The 20,506-nt window shown below is 56.6% G+C and carries 18 protein-coding genes; 8 read left to right on the forward strand and 10 right to left on the reverse strand.

Annotation, left to right across the window (positions count from 1 at the left end; genetic code table 11):
- Positions 1 to 6 precede the first annotated feature (6 nt).
- From ispE to IEY11_RS08170, 4 genes are all read right to left on the reverse strand, one after another.
- Entirely contained in the window at positions 7 to 909 is a 903-nt protein-coding gene (ispE, locus tag IEY11_RS08155; protein ID WP_117751096.1) for a 4-(cytidine 5'-diphospho)-2-C-methyl-D-erythritol kinase, read from the reverse strand.
- Positions 910 to 928: 19 nt separating this feature from the next.
- Positions 929 to 1,732, reverse strand: coding sequence for a PHP domain-containing protein (locus IEY11_RS08160; RefSeq protein ID WP_188886268.1), 804 nt, complete (start codon positions 1,730 to 1,732; stop codon positions 929 to 931).
- Between the two features lie 12 nt (positions 1,733 to 1,744).
- Positions 1,745 to 2,638 (reverse strand): CPBP family intramembrane glutamic endopeptidase, encoded by an 894-nt coding sequence (locus IEY11_RS08165; protein WP_188886269.1) that lies wholly within the window; start codon positions 2,636 to 2,638, stop codon positions 1,745 to 1,747.
- A gap of 75 nt (positions 2,639 to 2,713) precedes the next feature.
- Entirely contained in the window at positions 2,714 to 3,925 is a 1,212-nt protein-coding gene (locus IEY11_RS08170; RefSeq protein ID WP_110435410.1) for an acetate/propionate family kinase, read from the reverse strand.
- Between the two features lie 165 nt (positions 3,926 to 4,090).
- Here IEY11_RS08170 and IEY11_RS08175 point away from each other — a divergent pair, with 165 nt between their 5' ends.
- The 3 genes from IEY11_RS08175 (at position 4,091) to IEY11_RS08185 (ending at position 7,186) form a co-directional block, all read left to right on the forward strand.
- Positions 4,091 to 5,257 (forward strand): tRNA(Met) cytidine acetate ligase, encoded by a 1,167-nt coding sequence (locus tag IEY11_RS08175; RefSeq protein WP_188886270.1) that lies wholly within the window; start codon positions 4,091 to 4,093, stop codon positions 5,255 to 5,257.
- A gap of 66 nt (positions 5,258 to 5,323) precedes the next feature.
- Complete coding sequence (locus IEY11_RS08180; RefSeq protein ID WP_118728781.1) at positions 5,324 to 6,067, forward strand: DUF554 domain-containing protein; 744 nt, start codon at positions 5,324 to 5,326, stop codon at positions 6,065 to 6,067.
- 75 nt (positions 6,068 to 6,142) lie between these two features.
- Positions 6,143 to 7,186 carry an alcohol dehydrogenase gene (locus IEY11_RS08185; RefSeq protein ID WP_118728780.1) on the forward strand — a complete coding sequence of 348 codons (1,044 nt, stop codon included), beginning with the start codon at positions 6,143 to 6,145 and terminating at the stop codon, positions 7,184 to 7,186.
- A gap of 40 nt (positions 7,187 to 7,226) precedes the next feature.
- Here the strand turns inward: IEY11_RS08185 and IEY11_RS08190 are convergent, their stop codons facing one another.
- Positions 7,227 to 7,619, reverse strand: a complete 393-nt coding sequence (locus tag IEY11_RS08190; RefSeq protein WP_118728779.1) for a TIGR04076 family protein — start codon at positions 7,617 to 7,619, stop codon at positions 7,227 to 7,229.
- A gap of 63 nt (positions 7,620 to 7,682) precedes the next feature.
- Positions 7,683 to 9,206 (reverse strand): 4Fe-4S dicluster domain-containing protein, encoded by a 1,524-nt coding sequence (locus IEY11_RS08195; protein ID WP_188886311.1) that lies wholly within the window; start codon positions 9,204 to 9,206, stop codon positions 7,683 to 7,685.
- Positions 9,207 to 9,702: 496 nt separating this feature from the next.
- Between IEY11_RS08195 and IEY11_RS08200 the strand changes: the two genes are divergently transcribed.
- The gene (locus IEY11_RS08200; protein WP_188886271.1) at positions 9,703 to 10,194 is read left to right on the forward strand and encodes an RNA polymerase sigma factor; all 492 of its coding nucleotides are present in this window, start codon (positions 9,703 to 9,705) and stop codon (positions 10,192 to 10,194) included.
- Positions 10,178 to 11,254: a DUF4179 domain-containing protein gene (locus IEY11_RS08205; RefSeq protein ID WP_188886272.1), complete on the forward strand. Its 1,077-nt coding sequence runs from the start codon at positions 10,178 to 10,180 to the stop codon at positions 11,252 to 11,254. Before IEY11_RS08200 ends, IEY11_RS08205 begins: the two co-directional genes overlap by 17 nt.
- A 180-nt stretch (positions 11,255 to 11,434) precedes the next feature.
- Here IEY11_RS08205 and IEY11_RS08210 read toward each other — a convergent pair whose 3' ends face one another.
- From IEY11_RS08210 to serC, 4 genes are all read right to left on the reverse strand, one after another.
- Positions 11,435 to 13,705, reverse strand: a complete 2,271-nt coding sequence (locus IEY11_RS08210; RefSeq protein ID WP_188886273.1) for an S-layer homology domain-containing protein — start codon at positions 13,703 to 13,705, stop codon at positions 11,435 to 11,437.
- Positions 13,706 to 13,869: 164 nt separating this feature from the next.
- A complete protein-coding gene (locus IEY11_RS08215; protein ID WP_188886274.1) occupies positions 13,870 to 14,904 on the reverse strand; it encodes a tyrosine-type recombinase/integrase in 1,035 nt (344 codons plus the stop codon).
- Positions 14,905 to 15,101: 197 nt separating this feature from the next.
- Complete coding sequence (locus IEY11_RS08220) at positions 15,102 to 16,253, reverse strand: 3-phosphoglycerate dehydrogenase family protein (protein ID WP_118478010.1); 1,152 nt, start codon at positions 16,251 to 16,253, stop codon at positions 15,102 to 15,104.
- Positions 16,254 to 16,357: 104 nt separating this feature from the next.
- The gene (serC, locus tag IEY11_RS08225) at positions 16,358 to 17,449 is read right to left on the reverse strand and encodes a 3-phosphoserine/phosphohydroxythreonine transaminase (protein ID WP_188886275.1); all 1,092 of its coding nucleotides are present in this window, start codon (positions 17,447 to 17,449) and stop codon (positions 16,358 to 16,360) included.
- Between the two features lie 341 nt (positions 17,450 to 17,790).
- On the opposite strand from serC, the gene IEY11_RS08230 reads away from it, so the two are divergent.
- From IEY11_RS08230 to IEY11_RS08240, 3 genes are all read left to right on the forward strand, one after another.
- On the forward strand, positions 17,791 to 19,236 hold the full coding sequence (locus IEY11_RS08230) for an aminotransferase class I/II-fold pyridoxal phosphate-dependent enzyme (protein WP_188886276.1): 1,446 nt from the start codon (positions 17,791 to 17,793) through the stop codon (positions 19,234 to 19,236).
- 61 nt (positions 19,237 to 19,297) lie between these two features.
- Positions 19,298 to 19,621, forward strand: a complete 324-nt coding sequence (locus IEY11_RS08235; RefSeq protein ID WP_110435421.1) for a cyclic-di-AMP receptor — start codon at positions 19,298 to 19,300, stop codon at positions 19,619 to 19,621.
- The gene (locus IEY11_RS08240; RefSeq protein ID WP_118728771.1) at positions 19,618 to 20,499 is read left to right on the forward strand and encodes a hypothetical protein; all 882 of its coding nucleotides are present in this window, start codon (positions 19,618 to 19,620) and stop codon (positions 20,497 to 20,499) included. Before IEY11_RS08235 ends, IEY11_RS08240 begins: the two co-directional genes overlap by 4 nt.
- The last annotated feature ends 7 nt before the right edge of the window (positions 20,500 to 20,506 follow it).

Here is a 20,506-nt window from a genome sequence, read left to right on the forward strand (position 1 = left end):
ACTCGTTTAATTGCAGGTTTCCGTCAGGAATGTATCTGCGAAACGGCGACGCAGCATTTTCGCTGCCGTTTTGGCGCGGCTCTCATCCGAGAACAGGCCGTACACGGTCGGGCCGGAGCCGCTCATCAGCGTACCGTCCGCACCGTTTTCTGCGAGAAACGACTTGATTTCGCCGATCTGACGGCGTTTTGCCGCCGTAACGGTCTCCATCACGTTGGACAGATACGCGCACACGCCCTCGTAATCTCCCTGATCGAGCGCAGCCATCATACCCTTGTTGTCCGGATGCTCGAGGATATCCACGCTGTCGATCTCCTGATAGACCTCCTTGGTCGGCACCGCAAACGGCGGCTTGCACAGTACGACCCAGCAGTGCGGCATATCGGGCAGCAGGCTCAGCTCCTCGCCGATGCCCTGCGCCAGCATGGTGCCGCCGCGCAGGCAGAACGGCACATCGGCACCCAGTTTAAGTCCCATCTCGCACAGCTCGTCGTCGGTCAGACCGGCTGTATGCAATGCGTTGAGCGCACGCAGCACAGCCGCCGCATCCGTCGAGCCGCCCGCCAGACCTGCCGCAACCGGAATGCGCTTTTCGATGTGAATCTCGCAGGTTTCGAGCAGTGCGCCGGTCTCCTTGTAGAACAGCTCCGCCGCACGGTACGCCAGATTGCGCTCGTCGGTCGGCAGAAACGGCAGGCTGCAGCTCAGCACGATGCCGCGCGGCTTTTTCTCGCCGTGGATGGTGGTAACGCGCACGGTATCGTGCAGCGCGATCGACTGCATGACCATCTCCACCGTGTGGTAGCCGTCCTCCCGCCGTCCGGTGACGTCGAGCGTCAAGTTGATCTTTGCACGGGCACGAACAGTCGTATCCGCGTGTGTAATTTCCTGTTTTCGTCTAAAAAGCATGTTGTTTCAGCCTCTACATTTATTTCAGTGCGATCTGCACCGGTTTGCGCTCACGGAACACGGTAACGTGGGTAAAGCCTGCGTCGAGTGCATTCTTCACGCAGTCGTCTACGCCGCGCGCCACGGTGTCCAGCGTGTGCGAATCCGAGCCGATCGAGATGCGCTCGCCGCCCATGCGCTTGTATTCGTACAGAATATTCTGCGGTGGACCAACCTTTTTCTGCCAGCCCGCAATGCCGGCAGCATTCAGCTCAAGCGCATAGCCGTGGTCGATGCACGAGCGCAGCACCTGCTGGACGCGGTCCATATAATTGTCAAACGACGGGATATAGTCGCCGTGCTTCATCACACGCAGCGGATAATCAATGTGCGCCAGCACGTCAAAGCCGCCGTGCTCCTCGAGCAGCAGCAGCTGATCGAAATACTCGTGCAGGAACTTGTCGCAGTCCATATTGGGAAAGTCGTGAAAGTAGATATCCAGATCGTTCGGCATGGCATGCAGCGAGCCGATGACCATATCGAACGGATGCGTGCGGACAAAATCGTCCGCATCCGGTGTGGCGTGCAGCTGGCCGATTTCCATACCCGCCAGAACCTCAATACCGCCGTTCCCTGCCGGACGGCGCTTTTCCCATACCTCGCGCGCACAGGCTTCCGGGTTACGGTTGTCGCGCGTGCCGCCCGAACGCAGAAAATCCAGATGATCGGTAATGCCGATGATATCCAGTCCGGCCTGCTCGCAGGCGTGAATTTTATCGTCGATGGACTGCGGATACTGGGCGTCAGCTGAATATCCGGTGTGCATATGCAGGTCTACCCGCATGGACGTTCCTCCTTATAGATAATTGAACACGGTCTGTACAAAGCAGGCGACGATCAGCAGAAACATGCCTGCATTCTGCAAAACGGCTTTAAGCGACGGCGCACAGGGTCCGTGCAGCCAGACCTGCTGTTTTCTGCCGCGAACGAGCAGGATCATGCCGATCACCAGCATCGCCATCCAGAACAGACCGAGCGCCGACTGCGCTGCCATCGTCTCCGGCAGCAGCATGGGCACCACCGAGCCGATGATGTTGAACAGCATGTGCAGCAGCACCGAGGTGCGCAGCAGTCCGGTGCGGTAGTACGCGTAGGACAGCAGCAGACCGAGCGCAAAGGCGTAGAAAAACTGCTCCAGATTGGCGTGATACAGGCCGAACAGCAGTGCAGAAATGAAGGCGCCCGGCTTCTGCCCGTACCGCGCAAGACGGCCGGCCAGCAGACCGCGGAACACTAGCTCCTCACACAGCGGACCGATGATGCAGGCACCGAGAACAACAGCAGCCATCGGCATCTGCGAAAAGCTCTCGTCCACCATGCCGACCGGATCACGTCCGGTCAGAGCGTAGACCATGTCGTTGATATTCGTGCCGATGAGCGAACCGAGCCACATCAGCGCACAGCCGATGACAAACCACCGGCCCATGCGCTTTGCGCCTGCCCGCTCCCTGCAGAACGGCATCGGCGGTGTTTTGCGCCACAAACAGAACACAATCGGCAGCGATACCGCATAATGTCCGACGAGCAGCAGCAGATAATACAGCGTTTCCTGCATGCGGAACGGCAGAATCCAGCCATCCAGCCAGTACAGGCCGAACTGCCAAAGGATCGACCACAGCATGATCGCCAGCACGGAAAATCCCAGCTTCGAGCAGTAGCGGCGCTCCTGCGGGATATCAATTTGCTCCATAAAAGTTTCCTCTCCGGGCAAAAACAGAGGCGGAGCCTATGCTCCGCCCCCATATTTGTCTAATTGACGAAAGGCTTACTGAGCCTTGGCCTCGTTTACCAGACGCTCGGTATCCTTGGCGATCATAAGCTCCTCGTTGGTCGGAATAACCAGAACGCGAACGCGTGCCCAGTCGATGGAGATATCCATCTGCTTGCCGCGGTACTTGTTCTTCTCCGGATCGATCTTGATGCCGAGGTACTCGAGGTGCTCGCAGACATCCCAGCGAACCGAACGGTCGTTCTCACCTACGCCTGCGGTGAAGATGATAGCGTCTACGCCGCCCATCTCAGCAACGTAGGAACCGATGATCTTCTTAACGGACAGGTTGAACATATCCTTCGCCAGAGCAGCACGCGCGTTGCCGTCAGCAACTGCAGCGTCCAGATCACGGAAGTCGGAGGATACGCCGGAGATACCCAGCATACCGGACTTCTTGTTCAGGATATTGATGACCTCGTGTGCGTCCATGTGCTCGTGCTCAGCCAGGAACTCGATGATAGCCGGGTCGATGTTGCCGGCACGGGTGCCCATCGGCAGACCGTCCAGCGGAGTGAAGCCCATGGAGGTATCGAAGCTCTTGCCGCCGTTGATTGCGCAGATGGAAGAACCATTGCCGAGGTGGCAGGTGATCAGGCGCAGCTCCTCGAGCGGACGACCGAGCATCTCAGCAGCCTGCTGAGAAACGTACTTGTGGCTGGTGCCGTGGAAGCCGTAACGACGAATCTTGTACTTCTCGTAGTACTCGTACGGTACAGCGTACATGTAGTGGGACTGCGGCATGGTCTGGTGGAATGCAGTATCGAATACTGCAACCATCGGAACGTCCGGACCCATAACCTCGCGGCAAGCCTCGATGCCGGTCAGGTTAGGCGGATTATGAAGCGGTGCCAGCGGTACGCAGTCCTCGATAGCCTTGATGACCTTCTCGGTGATGATAACGCTGTCCGAGAAGAACTCGCCGCCGTGTACAACGCGGTGACCTACTGCGTCGATCTCGCTCATGGAGGAGATTACACCCTTTTCCGGATCGAGCAGAATGTTGATAACAGACTGGATCGCTTCCTTGTGGGTGGGCATTGCGATGTCAAACTTGAACTTCTCATCGGACTTGTTGCCGGTGTGGGTCAGCACACCGTCGATGCCGATGCGCTCGCACAGGCCCTTCGCCATTACCTCGCCCGACTCGGTGTCGAGCAGCTGGTACTTCAGCGAAGAACTGCCAGCGTTGATTACCAATACTTTCATTTGTGAAAACTCCCTTATGCCGTATTTGGCGGCTTGCATAAAGCCGCGGAAGCCTATATAATAATGCTATATTTTTATTCTACACGATTCTTTGCAAATGTACAACCCCTTTTTCGAGGTTTTTACCTTGCAGACCGCTGTCATCTCACTGAAAGGAGCACCGTCATGACCGTATGCGGCATCACCGCCGAGTATAATCCGTTTCACACGGGGCATCTGCACCATATTGCCGAAACCCGGCGCAGCCTCGGCGAAAACGCCGTGATTGTGTGCGTGATGAGCGGCAATTTCGTCCAGCGCGGCGATTTTGCCGTGCTGGATAAGTACGCGCGTGCCGAAATGGCCGTGCGCTGCGGCGCTGACCTCGTGGTTGAACTGCCGCTTGCGGCGGCGCTGTCCTCGGCGGAGGGCTTCGCCAAGGGTGCGGTGCAGACGCTGCACGCACTCGGGTGCGGCATGGTGTCGTTCGGCGCGGAGACTGCGGATGCGGATTTGCTTTTACAGGCGGCAGAACTCCTGAACAGCCTGCCGATGGAGGGGGAATCCGGCTCTCCGCACCTGTCCTACGCCGCCAGACGACAGGAGGAATTAGCGAAAGTTCACAAACAGGCGGCAGCTCTTTTAGACAACCCAAACAACACGCTTGCCGTAGAATACTGCCGCTTTCTGCTCCCGCTCGGGATGCGCCCGCTTGCGGTGCTCCGGCAGGGCGCGGCCCACGATGCGCGTGCGCCGCACAGCGGCTTTGCCTCGGCGAGTCTGCTGCGAACGCATTTGCGAGACGGCGATTTCGCGTTCTGCGCACCGTTCCTGCCGCCTGCGGCTCGCGCCGTGTGGAAGAAGGCCGCAGATTGCGGTGAAGCGCCGGTTGCTCTGCCGGAGGACACACTGCTCGCGCTGCTGCGGACGGCACTCTATCAGGGCAGACTGCGGACCGGCTCGGCAGACGGCTTTGACGAGCGGCTCCGCAAGGCGGTCTATACGGCACATTCGTTCTCGGATGCTGTAGAAAAGGCTCGAACGCGGCGGTTTCCGGCGGCTCGTGTGCGGCGAGCGCTCCTGCGGGCTGTGCTCGGTGTGGAGGCAGACGCACCCGTCTCCCCTGCTTATCTGCGCGTGCTGGCACTCGGCGTGCGCGGACGTGCAGCGCTCAGGCAGGCTGCCCTGCCCGTTATTGTCAAACCGGCAACGGAAAAACGGCTGCCCGCAAATCTGCAAGCGGCACTCTGCCGCGATGCCTTCGCGGACGACCTGTTTGCGCTTGCGCTTCCCGATCCCGAACGGAGAATCGGCGGCGGGCATTTCCGCAAAACGCCGTTCTGTCTGCGCTGAATTGACAATCCTCTCATTTTGCTTTACAATAAACTTTAGCGTTGTAAAGTGAAACGAGGGGATTTTATGATTGGTCTTGGAACCATTGTAAATGTTGGCACGGTGCTTATAGGCACTACTATCGGTATACTGTTAAAAAACGGTCTGCCGAAACGCTTTGAAAAAACGGTCATGCAGGGACTGGGACTAACCACCTGCTTTATCGGTATAGGCGGAACACTCAGCGAAGTATTGACCATACAGAATGGCGAAATCGGCACCCAGCATACCATGCTGCTTATACTCTGTCTGGCACTCGGCGCTGTCATCGGTGAAGCGCTGAATATCGAGCAGCGACTGGAGGATTTCGGTGCATTCTGTCAATCACACTTTGCTGCCAAAGGGGACAGCCGATTTGTTGAAGGCTTCGTTACCGCATCTCTTCTGTTTTGTGTCGGTGCAATGGCAATTGTCGGTGCATTAAACGATGGTCTGAATGGTGACCCAACCATGCTGATTGCCAAGGCTATTCTGGATGGTGTTGCCTCGATTCTCTTCGCCGCATCTCTCGGCAAGGGCGTATACCTGTCTATTGTGCCGATTTTCTTCTATCAAGGCGGCATTACATTGATGGCACGATTCATCCGTCCCTGGCTGACCGATGTCTTGATTGGTCAAATGTCGTGTGTCGGCTCCGTGCTGATTTTTGCCATTAGCTTGAATCTTATCTTCAACAGCAAGCTGCGTGTCGGCAACCTGCTGCCTGCAATCTTCCTGCCGGTGCTGTTTTTCTTTCTGGCGCGGTTTTTCCCGACTCTCGGCACCTTATAAAATCGACACCGTTTGACTTTCTTTTCGCCCTCCCGTATAATGGATACAACATTTAACGAAACGGAGCCGTAAACTATGCTCGCTTACACTTATCGAAAACAGGGTGAGTTTGCCCTGCAGAACAAGCCGGAACCCGTTCTCACGCATGTAGGAGACGCGGTAGTGCGCGTTACCATGTCGAGCATCTGCACGAGCGATCTGCACATCAAGCACGGCTCGGTGCCGCGTGCCGTACCCGGTATTACGGTCGGCCATGAGATGGTCGGCGTAGTCGAGCAGGTCGGTTCGGCAGTCAAAACCGTCAAACCCGGCGACCGTGTAGCCGTCAACGTGGAGACGTTCTGCGGACACTGCTTTTTCTGTCAGCACGGCTTTGTCAACAACTGCACCGATCCCAACGGCGGCTGGGCACTCGGCTGCCGGATTGACGGTGGTCAGGCGGAGTACGTCCGCGTGCCGTATGCCGATCAGGGTCTGACCGTCATTCCCGATCGCGTTTCCGACCGGCAGGCGCTGTTTGCCGGCGATGTACTCGCCACCGGCTACTGGGCAGCCAGGATTTCCGAGATCCGGCAGGGCGACACCGTGCTTATCCTCGGTGCCGGGCCGACCGGTATCTGCACCATGCTGTGCGCCATGCTGCATCACCCACACAGGATCATCATCTGCGACCCCGATCCGGCGCGGCTGCGCTTTGTGCGCGAGCGCTATCCCGATGTGCTCACCATCACGCCCAACCACGCGCAGGAGTTCGTGCAGCTGAACAGCCCGCACGGCGGCGCGGATGTGGTCTGCGAGGTGGCAGGCTCGAACGAAAGTTTCCGTCTTGCATGGGAGTGCGCCCGTCCGAACGCCGTTGTCACCGTTGTTGCACTGTATGACAAGCCGCAGGTGCTTCCCCTGCCCGATATGTACGGCAAAAACCTGATCTTTAAGACCGGCGGCGTGGATGGCTGCGACACCGCAGAAATCCTGCGGCTGATTGAAAACGGTCAGCTGGATACCACACCGCTCATCACGCATATTTTCCCGCTGAATGAGATTGAAGCGGCGTACGATCTGTTTGAGAAGCGCCGCGACGGTGTAATGAAGGTGGCAATTACGCCTCCGGATAAGTAAAAACAAGCGGCAGAGGCACAGCCTCTGCCGCTTTTGCATTTTATTCGCAGTCGATTCTCTCGATGTTGAAGATAACCAGCCGCGCTTCGTCCGAACAGCAGGTTATCATCTCGTTTTCGCGCTTCATCCAGCCTTTCATAATCGAGCCGCCCTGCAATCCAGTATAGATATAGCACGAAATCGCATCCCAGACCTCGGAGCAGAACGGCAGTTTCGGACCGCCTGCAACGGCATCAGCATCACCGGTGGTTTTGGTCAGCGTGTTGATACCCATGTGCCAGAAATCGTCCCGCACATCATCGCGGTAGAATTCAAATTCATCTCCCACGTTGTAACAGGGGCACACGCCGAAGGACGGGTCGGCGCAATACTGCTGCTGCAGCTCCGGATACAGTTTTTTGTCCAGAACAGTTACTTGTTCATCACCATTCACCTGCTGTATTCAAGAGAAAAGCCACCATATCAGTCGATACAGTGGCTTTTATAGCATTATTTTTTAATCAACCAGCTTATCCAGCTCGGCAACATGATGCGTGCCGGTTGCAGTCTGGTGTTCCGCCTGCTTGGCATACATGCCGACTACCGCAGCGGATTTCTTGATGGACTGCATCGTGCCCGCACCGGCTACACAGCCGCCCGGGCATGCCATGCCTTCGAGCAGATAACCGTTGTACTTGCCGGCCTTGGCGGCCATCAGCAGCTTGCGGCAGTCGCGCAGACCCTCGGCGTTTGCCACCTTGATCTCGCGGTCCGGGTGCTTCTCGTTGATGACGTTGACAACGGCCTTGGCTACGCCGCCGGATACCGCAAAGTTACGGCCGTCCGTGGATGCATCGTTGATGCCGTGCGGGTCCTCCTTGAGATTTTCCACGTCGATATGGCGTGCGGCGAAAATACCGGTCATCTCCTCGAACGTCAGCACGAAATCGACCTCGCTTCGTACGTCCGAACGCATTGCTTCGAGCTTCTTTGCCGCGCACGGTCCGATAAACGCAACCTTTGCACCCGGCTGATGGTGCTTGACCAAACGAGCGGTCAGCGTCATCGGGGTGAGAGCCATCGAGATGCAATTGGCCTGTTCCGGGAACAGCTTCTTTGCCATCATCGACCACGCCGGACAGCAGGAAGTCGCCATGAACGGCAGCTTCTCCGGTACTTCCTCTACGAAGTCCTCGGCCTCCTGTGCGGCGCACAGGTCCGCGCCGATCGCGACCTCAATAATATCCGCAAAGCCGAGGCGCTTCATCGCGGCACGCAGCTTGCCCGGTGTCATCTTCGGGCCGAACTGGCCGACAAACGCCGGTGCGACAGCGGCGTAGACACGCTCGCCCGCCTGAATGGCGCGGATCATCTGGAAGATCTGCGACTTGTCTGCGATCGCGCCGAACGGGCAGTTTACCAGACACTGACCGCAGGAAACGCACTTCTCGTAATCAATATCGGCTCTGCCATTGCAGTCGCTGTGGATGGCATCCATGCCGCAGGCTGCCGCGCACGGGCGCTCCTGACGGATGATGGCGTGATACTGGCAGACATCCATGCAGCGGCCGCACTTGATGCACTTCTCCTGATCGATAACAGAACGGCCGTTGAAGCGATCGAGCGATACTGCGCCCTTGGGACATACCTCAACGCACGGATGCGCCATGCAGCCCTGACAGCCGTCCGTGACCATGACCTCATTTTCCTTGCAGGCATGGCATGCGAACTTGATAACATTGATCAGCGGCGGCGTGTAGTAGGTCTCCTCTCGGGTCGCGGCTTCGATGTTATCCGAGAGCGGCGCATGCTCGGCCGCACTGCGGCACGGCAGACCCATCGCCAGACGCAGGCGTTCGCCAACGATAGCGCGCTCGAGGAAAATATCATTGCGAATGTTGCCAACCTCACCCGGCATGATATCGTACGGCAGTGCTTCGATACGGCGGTCGGTCGGCCACTCGGTATGGTACGCCATACGGGCAACCTCGGTGAAAATGCGGTGGCGGATCTCCTGAATACGGGTTTCTACACCTCTCATAGCCATAGTTTGTTTTATCCTCCTGAATTCCTTTGCAACCCGTTGAGCGGGTCGTCCCTTTGTACTATCTTATGAGCGCTCCCGGCAGAGCGCATGTGCTCTTTTAACAGGATACCATAAACAGGGCTTTCTGCAAAGGGTATTTGTAGATTTTTTAACAATTACTTTGTTACAATTTTACCTGTGTTTTTTGGGCATTCTGTTGAAAAACAACGCGCAGACGGACAGGTGTCTTTCTATCCCTTGCAAAATCGAAGGTTTTACGCTTGACGAAAAGCAGGCGATGTACGCTGCGGCGCGCGGGAACGGTGCCCGCTAACGAATTATGTTATAGGCAACACCGCACAATTCAATCAGAACACAAAATGTATTCATAAATCGCTCTTGTTCAATTATGCGGGATTGCCTATAATAAATTGATCCTCTCTGTCAGGATACGCAATCCTCAATCGTATTATAGGTGAAACAACGTTGCTTTCCAAAGGAGCTGAGACCAATGAAACAATTTAACAGGGCGGACGCCGAACGTCTGGTGCAGACGTACTCCGACCTAATCCTGCGGCTGGCTTACACCTATTTGAAGTCCACGCACGATGCCGAGGACATCTGCCAGAATATCTTCCTCAAGCTGCTGACCGGCGGTCAAACCTTTGACAGTCCGGCACACGAAAAAGCGTGGATCATCCGCGCGACCGCCAACGCCTGCAAGGACAGCCTGCGCGCCGCGCACCGGCGCAATGTCGGTCTGGAAGCCGCTGCCGCGACACCCGCGCCTGCCGCACCGGATTCCGATGTGCTCGATGCGGTGATGGCGCTGCCGCGCAAATACCGTGAAGCAGTCTATCTGCACTACTACGAGGGCTATTCCGTGCGCGAAATCGCGTCTCTGCTCGGTCAGAGCGAGTCTGCCGTTTCCGCACACCTGAGCCGCGGGCGCAAAAGCCTGCGCACCACCTTGGGAGGGGATCTTTATGAACAGAGAGTATAACGATAACAAAATGTATAATTCTGCACTGGACGAGCTGCGCTTCTCCGAAGAAGCGAAAAGCCGCATGGTCGATCGCCTGATGGCCGCCGCCGAGCAGCCGGAGCAGCCGGTTGCCATTCATTGTGTACGCCGTTTTCCGCGCATCGCGGCGGTCGGCGTGGCTGCCGCTCTGGTGCTGAGCATCGGTGCGGGTGCAACAGGCGTATTCAAGTCCGCGAGCGACGCATTTGCCGGCGTATTCGGTCCAACAGCAGACACCGAAATCATCGACCAGATCGGCCGCCCAATCGGCGCGAGCGATACGGCGGGCGGCGTGACCGTCACCGCGGATGCGATTCTGTTTGATGGCTACAACTACCTTATCTCCTACACGCTCGAAAAGGAGGACGGTTCGGCGTTCGACTGCACGAAAAACCCGGATACCGGTCTGCTGAATGTGTACTGGAATCGTGCAGACAGCAATATCGGCCTGAATGCGCAAGGCGCAATCGGCAGTAGCTATTTCTATGACGAAAATCCGAATGATAATGCCATTCAGTATGTTGAAACCATGTCGTACACTGACGCAGTTACGACCGGTGGTACAGCAAAGATTATGCTCGGCGACCTGACAGCAGTAACTGATAACGGCGCTGAAACCAAAACCATCGCCGACGGTACCTGGCATCTCAAGTTCAAGCTGGAGGCCGATAACAGCGCGGTTGAACTGCCTGCCGGTCAGTCTATTCAAGTAGGTGGCAAAACCGCAACGATCAATAAAGTCCTGCTCTCGCCTATCGGCTATAACTTTGTCTACACGGTTGATGGCAAAGCACCGTTTGAGAATGCCGAAAGCGGTCAGGAACCCGCCAGCCACCGCGATACATGGGACGCATTTTCTGCAAAACTGCTTATCAATAAGAAGGACGGCACTGTAATCGACCTGCCAGGCAACGGCGGCAGCATGGACTCGCATGACGGCAACACCGTCTGCACCCGCCAGGGCACGTTCGATACCATTCTCCCGCTTGATGAAGTGGCGTCCGTCACCATCGGTGATACTACGATTCCGGTAAAATAATCGGCGGAGTGCTTGCATTATCGCAAGATCGGTGCTATAACTATTAACAACGATGTGACACAGCCATGAGCTGCGAAAACCCCGGAGAGTGGTAGTCTCTGGGGTTTTCTCATGCCTAAACAAAAATGGAGAATGGAATGCTGCATGAGCACTTTCCATTCTCCATTCTTCATTTTCAATTTAAATCGTCGTCAGCAGCTTTGCGAACTCCGCACGGGTGAACGTACCCTGCGGCTTGATCGTGCCGTCGCTGAAGCCCTGCACCAAACCCTTCTGCATACACAGTGCAACCGCATTTCGGCGGTCCGCCAAGATGGAGCCTGCATCCTTGACAGACGCCAGCGTCTGGGCGGTTTCCGCATCACTCATGGCCGCTGCGCCGTCCGCCTGCAGCAAATTTGCAAAAAGCTGCATCGCATCCTCGCGGGTCATAGCAGCCGTCGGCCGGAAGTTATCGCTCAGGCCCTCGAGCAGACCGTTTGCGTACACCGCGCTGACCGCATCCGAGTACCACTCGCCTGCGCGAACGCCTGCGGGCAGTGCGCCGCTGCCGGACAGACCGCGCTGACGCGCGATGGCCGTGCAGACTTCGGCCGCCGTGATCTTATCGTCCGGACGGAATTTACCGTTCGCGCCGGTCATCAACTTGCGCTCGGTCACTGTATTGATATACTGCAGTGCCCAGCAGGTACTGCTTACATCGCTGTAGCCGGTCGCAGCAGCCGAAACTTTGGGCGAATACGACGTCATCAACGCCTTATAGCACGCGCTGTTCTGGTTCAGTACATCGGAAAGCTGCTCAAACGTCAGCAGATATTCCTCTGTATAAGCTCGGCGGGAAGCGCTCTCGTATTCGTTGTAAAAATAGGTTACGCCTTTCGTGCTGATGCGCGGATAGCTGTACAGATAAATCGCATGATCGTCCGGCAGCAGCTTCTTGACCGTCTCGATGTAGTCACCGGTCAGCAGGTCGTTCAGTGTGTACTGCGTGCCGGTGTGCAGATCAAACGCCAGACAGTTATTCCATACCGACGAACCGGCGCCTTTGCCGCTCACGCAGTTGGCCCAGACAACGAGCACCGAGCCTTCCACAGACGCACCGTAGCTGCCCTCGAGCGCATCATACTCGGCGGTAACGGACGGTCCCTTGAGGAAGAACGAGCGGATTTCGCTGTTGATGGTGTTCTGCACCTTTTTGTCGCTCAGACCGCTGATCTCCGGAAAATCGACATCCCATCCATGCTCCGTGCCGTCCTGCTGATAGCCCATGAACTTTTCGTAATGCACGGTCTTTGCAGTGATGCCGCCGCCAAGGTCGAACGACTTCGGCTGCTCGAACAGTGTTTTGCCGCTGCGCAGATCAATATACTTGCGGGTGTCGTCCTGCGTGACGCAGACCACGTTTTCGGTCAGAATAGTCGGGTTTTCCGCCTCTTTAACGGATGCTGCAAAGCCGCCGTTCTTGCGGAAGAAAATCAGTGTGCCGTCTGCGGTGTTGTGCCACGACAGACCGTAGCGCAGCTCGGAGAAGCCGCTGATGTAGCTTAGCGTGCGGTAAGACAGACTGCCGCCCGCATCCACCGCGGAAACCGAACCGTCCTCACTGCGGGCCGCGTACAGCCCCTCACCCATGTAGGACAGATAGTAATACGTCGGCGCCGTCAGCAGCTTGCCGGTGGTATCCATAATGCCCCAGCGGTTGATCTGACGAACCATTGCTTCGCCGTCGTGGAACTCCGAGATGGTGTTGTACAGAAACTCGGTCAGCAGTTTGCCCTCCGAGAGCGAATACAGTGCCTGATTGGTGCCGTTGGTGACGACCACCGTGCTCTCGCCGTAAATCGTCATGTAGGAAGGCGTTACGTCATTCGGCAGAGTGTACAGCACCGTGCCCTTGGTGTCGATCGCCTGATAATCGCCGTCCTGCGTCTGCACAAGCGTTCTGCCGTTTGAGAAGGCACCGGCCTTACGGTAGCTGCCCGAAAAAGCAGTCGAACCATCCTGCTTGACATAGGAATACAGCCCGGTATCCGCATTTCTGCACAGCAGCAGTCCGTCCTCAAAGAAGCCGACCGCGCCCGGATATGAGCCAATGCGCTTGCCGTCAGTCGCATAATACACGCTGTGGTCAGTGTAACGATACGCAACCATCGTATCCGAAAAATCCACCGAAACCGGCGAATCCGTATATGCAATGACGAGCTTGCCCGTGCGGTCGATCACCGCCGTCTGCCACTGCTCGTTTTCTACGGCAGCGAGTCCGCAGTCCGCGAAATCGCCTGCCTGTGCGTAAGCAAACGGGAGTACGGTCATGCCGTCCTCATCCAGATAGCCTGCGCGTGTCACGCCGTCAATGTCGGTGTACTCTGCCGGAAAAATGGTGCCGGCCGCCGCCGCGCTCACCAGCATCACACACGCAACCGCCAGCGCGGAAAGTGTTTTTTTGAACATATGCTTCACCTGTATATTGTGTAAAGTTCTCTATCCTTGTTATTCTTATACAATATACATTATAAGCAATCACGCACGCTCATACAAGGTCAGGCGGCAAAGTGTAACAATGGTGAAACAACCCGCCGAAATGTTACGATTATGTTACATTCCCAGAATGCACATCAGTTTCCGATAATCGGTGTTGCGCTCTTGGCGATGGATACCTTTTCCACATACGGCACATGCGCGTAAACGTTAGCTGTGGTGGAGATGTCGGAATGCCCCAGCCAGTCCTGAATCTGCTTGAGCGAAAAGCCCTGCTGCAGCAAAATCGTTGCAACCGAATGCCGTAAATCATGAAACCGGATACGCGGCAGGCACGCGCGGCGGCACACCCGCTCGAACTCACGCGAAATGTAATCCGGCCGGAGCGGCGAACCGTCCTCACGGCAGCAGACGTAATCGCTCTGACAGTAGGCTTTGCCGTACTTTTTGCGGTTGGCGTTCTGTCTGCGGCGCAGATCGGTCAGATACCGCCGGAGCGAGTCGGACAGCGGCAGCGTCCGATAGCTGGATTTGGTCTTTACGCTGTCCGCGTAGATCACGCGCCCGGAGGACAGCACCGCCGTATGATTGATGACCATGCTCCGTGCCCGAAAATCCACGGCACACCAGCGCAGACCGGCGCACTCGCTGCGGCGCAGACCATACGTTGCCGCCAGCACAAACGCCGCCTCTGCCGGCGACTGCAGCGCCGCTGCCAGAAAAATGTTGATCTGCGTCCGGTCGTACACCTGTCCTCGAAAGCGCGTCCGCTTGGGCAGCATGACATTATCCGACGGATTCGTCGGGATAATCTGCAGTGCTACCGCGTATTTCAGGCACTTATGCATAATGGAATGGAACTTAACGATCGAAGTCGGTGAAAGCCCCTGATCGAATTTCAGGTTGACAAAATCCCGAAAATCCATCGGCCGTGCCGTAGCAAGCGTTGTCCCTCGTGCGGTGAAAAACGGCTTGATGTGCTTTTCAAATGCGTAGCGGTAGCCGTCCATCGTGTTTTCGCGCACCTGCGTTTTCATCTGGGTCAGCCAGCGGTCCATGAAGTCTGCAAACGGCGTTCTCGCTTCGGTCGAGTAGCGCAGCCGCATCAGGTCCTCCGGACGCATAATAAAGTGAATGTAGCCGTCCTCCTCGTAAATGCGTATGTTCTCCATTGAGAAGCCTCCTGTAAAAATAGTCATCCTGCAGTATTCGGCAGCACCGCACAATGAAAGCTGCGGTGCTGTCTTATCCTGCATTTCCATATTCTACGAAAATTCGACCAAATTCGACAATATTCAATTTGCACAGAAAAGCAACAAAAAACCGCTCTGAATCTGCATTCAGAGCGGTTTTATCGGTTTTATGGCAATCAGATCGTGCGGACAGAGATCATACCTTCAATCGCACGCAGCTCATCGAGGTTGGCCTCGGTGGGAGCCTCTGCGGTGTCGATGATGGTGTACGCATAATCACCCTTGGAACGGTTGCCCATATTCTCGATGTTGCAGCGAACAGCGGAGGTGATGGACGCGATCATGTTCGGGATGTTCTTGTGGATCATGCAGATGCGGTAGCCGCCTTCGTACGGAACCTTGAGGTTCGGGAAGTTGACAGAGTTGCGGATGGTGCCCTTCTCGAGGTACTCGGTAATCTCGTAAACGGCCATCTTAGCGCAGTTGTCCTCGCTCTCCGGCGTGGATGCACCCAGATGCGGGAGCGTGATGGCATTCTCCTGCTCGAGGATCTCGTCGGAAGCAAAGTCGGAAACGTATGCTGCAACCTTGCCGCTCTCGAGTGCCTTCGCCATTGCCTTGGTGTCAACCAGCTCGCCGCGCGCAAGGTTGATGACGCGAACGCCGTCCTTCATTTTCTCGATCGCCTCTGCGCTGATGGTGTTCTTCGTGTCAGCGTTCAGCGGAACATGAATGGTGATGTAGTCGCAGTTTGCGAAAATCTCGTCCAGCTCGGTAACGTGCTTGACCGAGCGGTCGAGCTTGAGTGCGCCGTCAACCGACAGGTACGGGTCATAGCCCCAGACCTCCATATCCAGGCCAACAGCCGCGTTTGCAACCTTAACGCCGATCGCACCCAGACCGATGATGCCCAGCTTCTTGCCGGCGATTTCCGGGCCTGCGTAGGTGGACTTGCCCTTCTCTGCAGCAGGACCGATATCCGGCGTGCCCTTGAGGCCCTTAACCCAGTTTGCACCCTGTACCACCTTGCGGGAGGCCAGCAGCAGTGCGCAGATAACCAGCTCCTTAACGGCGTTAGCGTTTGCACCCGGTGTGTTGAAGACTACGATGCCTTCCTCGGAGCAGCGGTCGATCGGAATGTTGTTGACACCGGCGCCTGCACGCGCGATGCAGCGCAGGTTCTTCGGGAACTCGACGTCATGCAGCTTGGCAGAACGAACCAGAACGGCGTCATAATCGGTGAAATCCTCGGAGCAGGTGTACTTTGCCGGATCGAGATCGTCCAGACCTACCTTCGAGATCTTGTTGTAGAGTTTTACGTTATACATGGGATTATCCTCCAATGGAAAATGGAGAATTGAAAATGGAAAATGTCGCTATCCTTGCGCGATACCGCAATTTCCCATTCTCCATTATCAATTCTCAATTATTGTTACTTGTTTTCTTCAGCGAATTTCTTCATGAAGTCGATGAGCTTCTCAACACCCTCGATCGGCATTGCGTTATAGATGGAAGCACGCATGCCGCCTACCGAACGGTGGCCCTTCAGGTTGGACATGCCGGCTGCCATGGACTCCTTGGCAAACTTTGCGTCCAGCTCGTCGTTGCCGGTGCGGAAGGTTACGTTCATGCGGCTGCGGGAATCCTTTGCGGCTACAGTCTTGTAGAAATCCTGGGAATCGAGGTAATCGTACAGCATGGAGGAACGCTTCTCAGCACGCTCCTGCATAGCCTTTACGCCGCCCATGTCTTCAACCCACTTGGCAACCAGACCGAGTACATAGATGCCGTACGTGGGAGGCGTGTTGTACATGGAATCCTTGTCAGCCATGGTCTTCCAGTCGAGCATAACCGGATATTTCTCGAGCGGATAGTTGCCGAGCAGATCCTCGCGGACGATAACAACGGTAACACCGGCCGGGCCCATGTTCTTCTGTGCGCCGGCGTAGATGACGCCGTACTTGGAAACATCAACCGGCTTAGACAGGATGTTGGAGGACATATCCGCTACCAGCTCAACGCCTGCCGGGGGCTCGGGATCGTACTGATACTCGGTGCCGTAGATGGTGTTGTTGGCGCAGATGTAGAAGTAGTCGGCATCCGGACGGATATCCAGCTCATCCTGCGTCGGAACGTGGTCGAAGTTGGTCTCCTTGGAGGAAAATGCAGCGTGCATGTCGCCGAACTTCTGTGCTTCCTTGTAGGCCTTGGAAGCGAAGCTGCCGGTCAGCGCGTAGTCAGCCTTGCCGGTCTTCAGCAGGTTCATCGGGATCGCTGCAAACTGGGTGGTAGCGCCGCCCTGCAGGAACAGAACCTTGTAGTTATCCGGAATGGAGAGTACGCGACGCAGCGTAGCCTCGGTCTCCTTGATGATGCCGTCATATACCTTTGAACGGTGACTCATCTCCATGACTGACATACCGGAGCCCTGATAGTTCAGCATGTCGGCTGCACAGCGCTCAAGCACCGGAACCGGAAGCATGGAGGGACCTGCGGAAAAATTGTAGATACGATTGTCTGCCATAGTGAATAGCCTGCCTTTCAAATATAAGCGTAAAGACGTTCCCAGTTTACATATCACGGTCTGTCGCGGTGATATTACTTTTATGAATGGAACGTATTATTTATTATAATACAAAGCCCTTCCGTTGGCTACCGAAAAATGTCCCAAAAAATCCGCAATGAATAAACGAATGTCTGCACATTGTGGACAGTTCATGAAAATTAGTAATGCGTAATCAAAAATCAGTAATTTTTTGTGATAGGTAAATGCATACCTGTGAATCACGGCAATTCCTAATTCCTAATTCCTAATTATGTGTTATACTGTATTATAGCACAATAATGTAAGGAGCCAACTCAACTATGCACCACCGCCGACCGGCTGCGCCGCACAGCCACCGTCCCAATCACAGACAGATCAACCGCCTGATGCCGTTCACGACGGCGCCGCTGTTTCATGCTCTGCAGCTGCTCGAGACCGGCGACTCCGCGCGGTTTCATATGCCCGGGCACAAGGGTGAGCCGGTTTTCAACACCTATGCGGATATTTTTGCCATCGACTTTACCGAAACCTACGGCACCGGCAACCTGTACACCGGTGAAGGCCCTATCCGCGATGCGGAGGTTGCCGCCGCGCGGTATTTCGGCGCGGAGGACTGCTTTTTCCTGACCGGCGGCTCGACACAGGGTATTCTGGCCATGCTCGGCACCGCGGTCGGACGCGGCGGCGCTGTCCTGCTCGACCGCGAGGTACACAAGTCCGTCTGCTACGGCTGCGCGCTGCTCGGCATTACGCCATATTTTTTCTCTGCCCCGCTGATCGAGCCGTTCGCGGTTTCCGGTTCGCTTCCGGTCAAGGATGCGGAAGCACAGCTGATCGCGCATCCGGAGATCAAGGCAATCCTTCTGACCTCCCCGACGTATTACGGCATCCGGCGGGCGATTCCCGAGTTTGCTGATCTGTGCCGCGCGCACGGCAAGCTGCTGCTCGTAGACGGAGCACACGGTGCGCACTTCCCTGCTGTCGGCCTGCCGACACCGGTCGCGGAAGGTGCGGATATGGCCGTGCTCTCCATGCACAAAACGCTGCCGTGCATGGGACAGGGCGCCGTTCTGCTCTCCGCGGCAGGCGTGGACCGCCGCGCACTGCGCGAAAACACCATGCTGTTCGGCACGTCCAGTCCGTCCTACCCTATTATGGCGTCCATCGACCTTGCGCGTGCCTACACCGAGGGACCCGGTCACGCGGAGTACCGCCGCTCGGCGGAAACCTGCGCCGAACTGCGTACCTATGTGCAGCACCGGACCATGTTCACCGCACTGACCGAGGATCATTTTCCTGCGCTTGACCCATGCCGTCTGACGGTGTGCACCGCCGGAACCGACATCACCGGTCATCAGCTGGCCGATACGCTGTGGAGCGAATGCGGCGTGGCGTGCGAGATGGCGGACGACCGCAATGTTGTGTTCATCCTCACCGGCTCCGACCCGAACGGTGCGATCAGCCGTCTGAAACGCGGCCTGCGGCGCATTTCCAAACGGCGCGAGCTGCTTCCCCTGCCGTCCCTGTCCGCGCCGTTTCCGCCCGCCGAGCGCGTGATGAGCGTGCGCGACGCATGGTTCTCACAGACCGGCAGAGTGCAGCCTGCCGCTGCCGAGGGTCTGGTCTGCGCCCGTCCGGTCACGCCGTATCCGCCCGGTGTGCCGCTGCTCTGGCCCGGCGAGAAAATTACAGGAGCGCACATTGCACTTATCCGTGAAAGATGGTACAATATAATAGATGAAATAACCGTTGTTGTCCATCAATAACGCGTCTCATCCAAGCAAACGATATGTTTCCGCGCAGCAATGCGAATAGGGGGTTACTATTATGAAAATGGTACTGGCTATCATCAATTACGATGATTCGCAGGATGTTATCTCCAGCCTGATGAAAGCAGGCTTCTCTATCACCAAGCTGGCGACCACCGGCGGCTTCCTCAAAGCAGGCAACGTCACGATCCTGATCGGTCTGGACGAAAGCAAGCTGGATGAGTGCTTTGACATCATCCGCGAGCACTCCTCCTCCCGCAAGCAGATCATGCCGGCAACCGCTGAGCTCGGCATGGGCTTTTTCCCATCCACGCCGGTGCAGGTCGAGGTCGGCGGCGCAACCGTATTTGTACTCAACGTTGAGCGTTTTGAAAAGCTGTGATCTCATTTGACGCACTTGCGGGCAACAATGCGCTCAAAAACAGCCTGAAGCATGCGCTGAACGAGCGTTTTCCGCAGACCGTGCTGCTGTCCGGTGACGATCCGGCGGCGCTCAAAGCCCTTGCGAATGTGCTTGCAGCCGGTATTTTATGCGAAGGCGCGGGCAGTCATCCGTGCGGAAGCTGTCTGCCGTGCCGCAAGGTGGAGCAGGGTGTGCACCCGGATCTGATGATCGTGGACGAAGGAGAGGCCGAACTCAAGGTCGATCTAGCGCGTCAGATCAAGGCGGAAAACGCCATTATCCCGAACGACGGCGAACGCCGTGTGACAGTCATTCACCATGCGCAGAATCTCAATCCCATGGCGCAGAATGCGCTGCTCAAGGAGCTGGAGGAGCCGCCTGCGTATGCGTTCTTCATTCTGACCGCCGAGCAGCCGGATTCGCTGCTGCAGACCGTGCGCTCGCGCTGCACTAAATTTGCGCTCGAGCCGTCGCATGCGGCGGTGTCGGACGAGGAGGCGGCAAGCCTGCTTGCACCCTATCTCTCTGCGGTTGCCGAACGGCGTGAGGACCGCATGATGCTTGGTGCAATGGGTCTGGAAAAGACGCCGCGCCGTGCACTGTTAGGTGTACTCGGCATTCTGCAGGCCGCTGTCCGGGACGCGATTTTCGTCTCGAAGGCTCTGCCGCAAAAGCCGCTGCAGCTGGCACTCCGCAAGCAGACGCAGGCACTTGCCGGCGCCGTCAGTACGGAACGCCTGCTGGCGGTCTACGATTTTATTGATGTGCTGATCGACCGTGTGTCGCGCAACGCGGCATCCGCGGCTGTCACCTGTGCATTAACAAGCGATATTTACCGCATCTGTTACGCTTCCTAAGCGTTTC

The sequence above is a fragment of the Butyricicoccus faecihominis genome (assembly GCF_014648015.1).
Classification (GTDB): domain Bacteria; phylum Bacillota; class Clostridia; order Oscillospirales; family Butyricicoccaceae; genus Agathobaculum; species Agathobaculum butyriciproducens.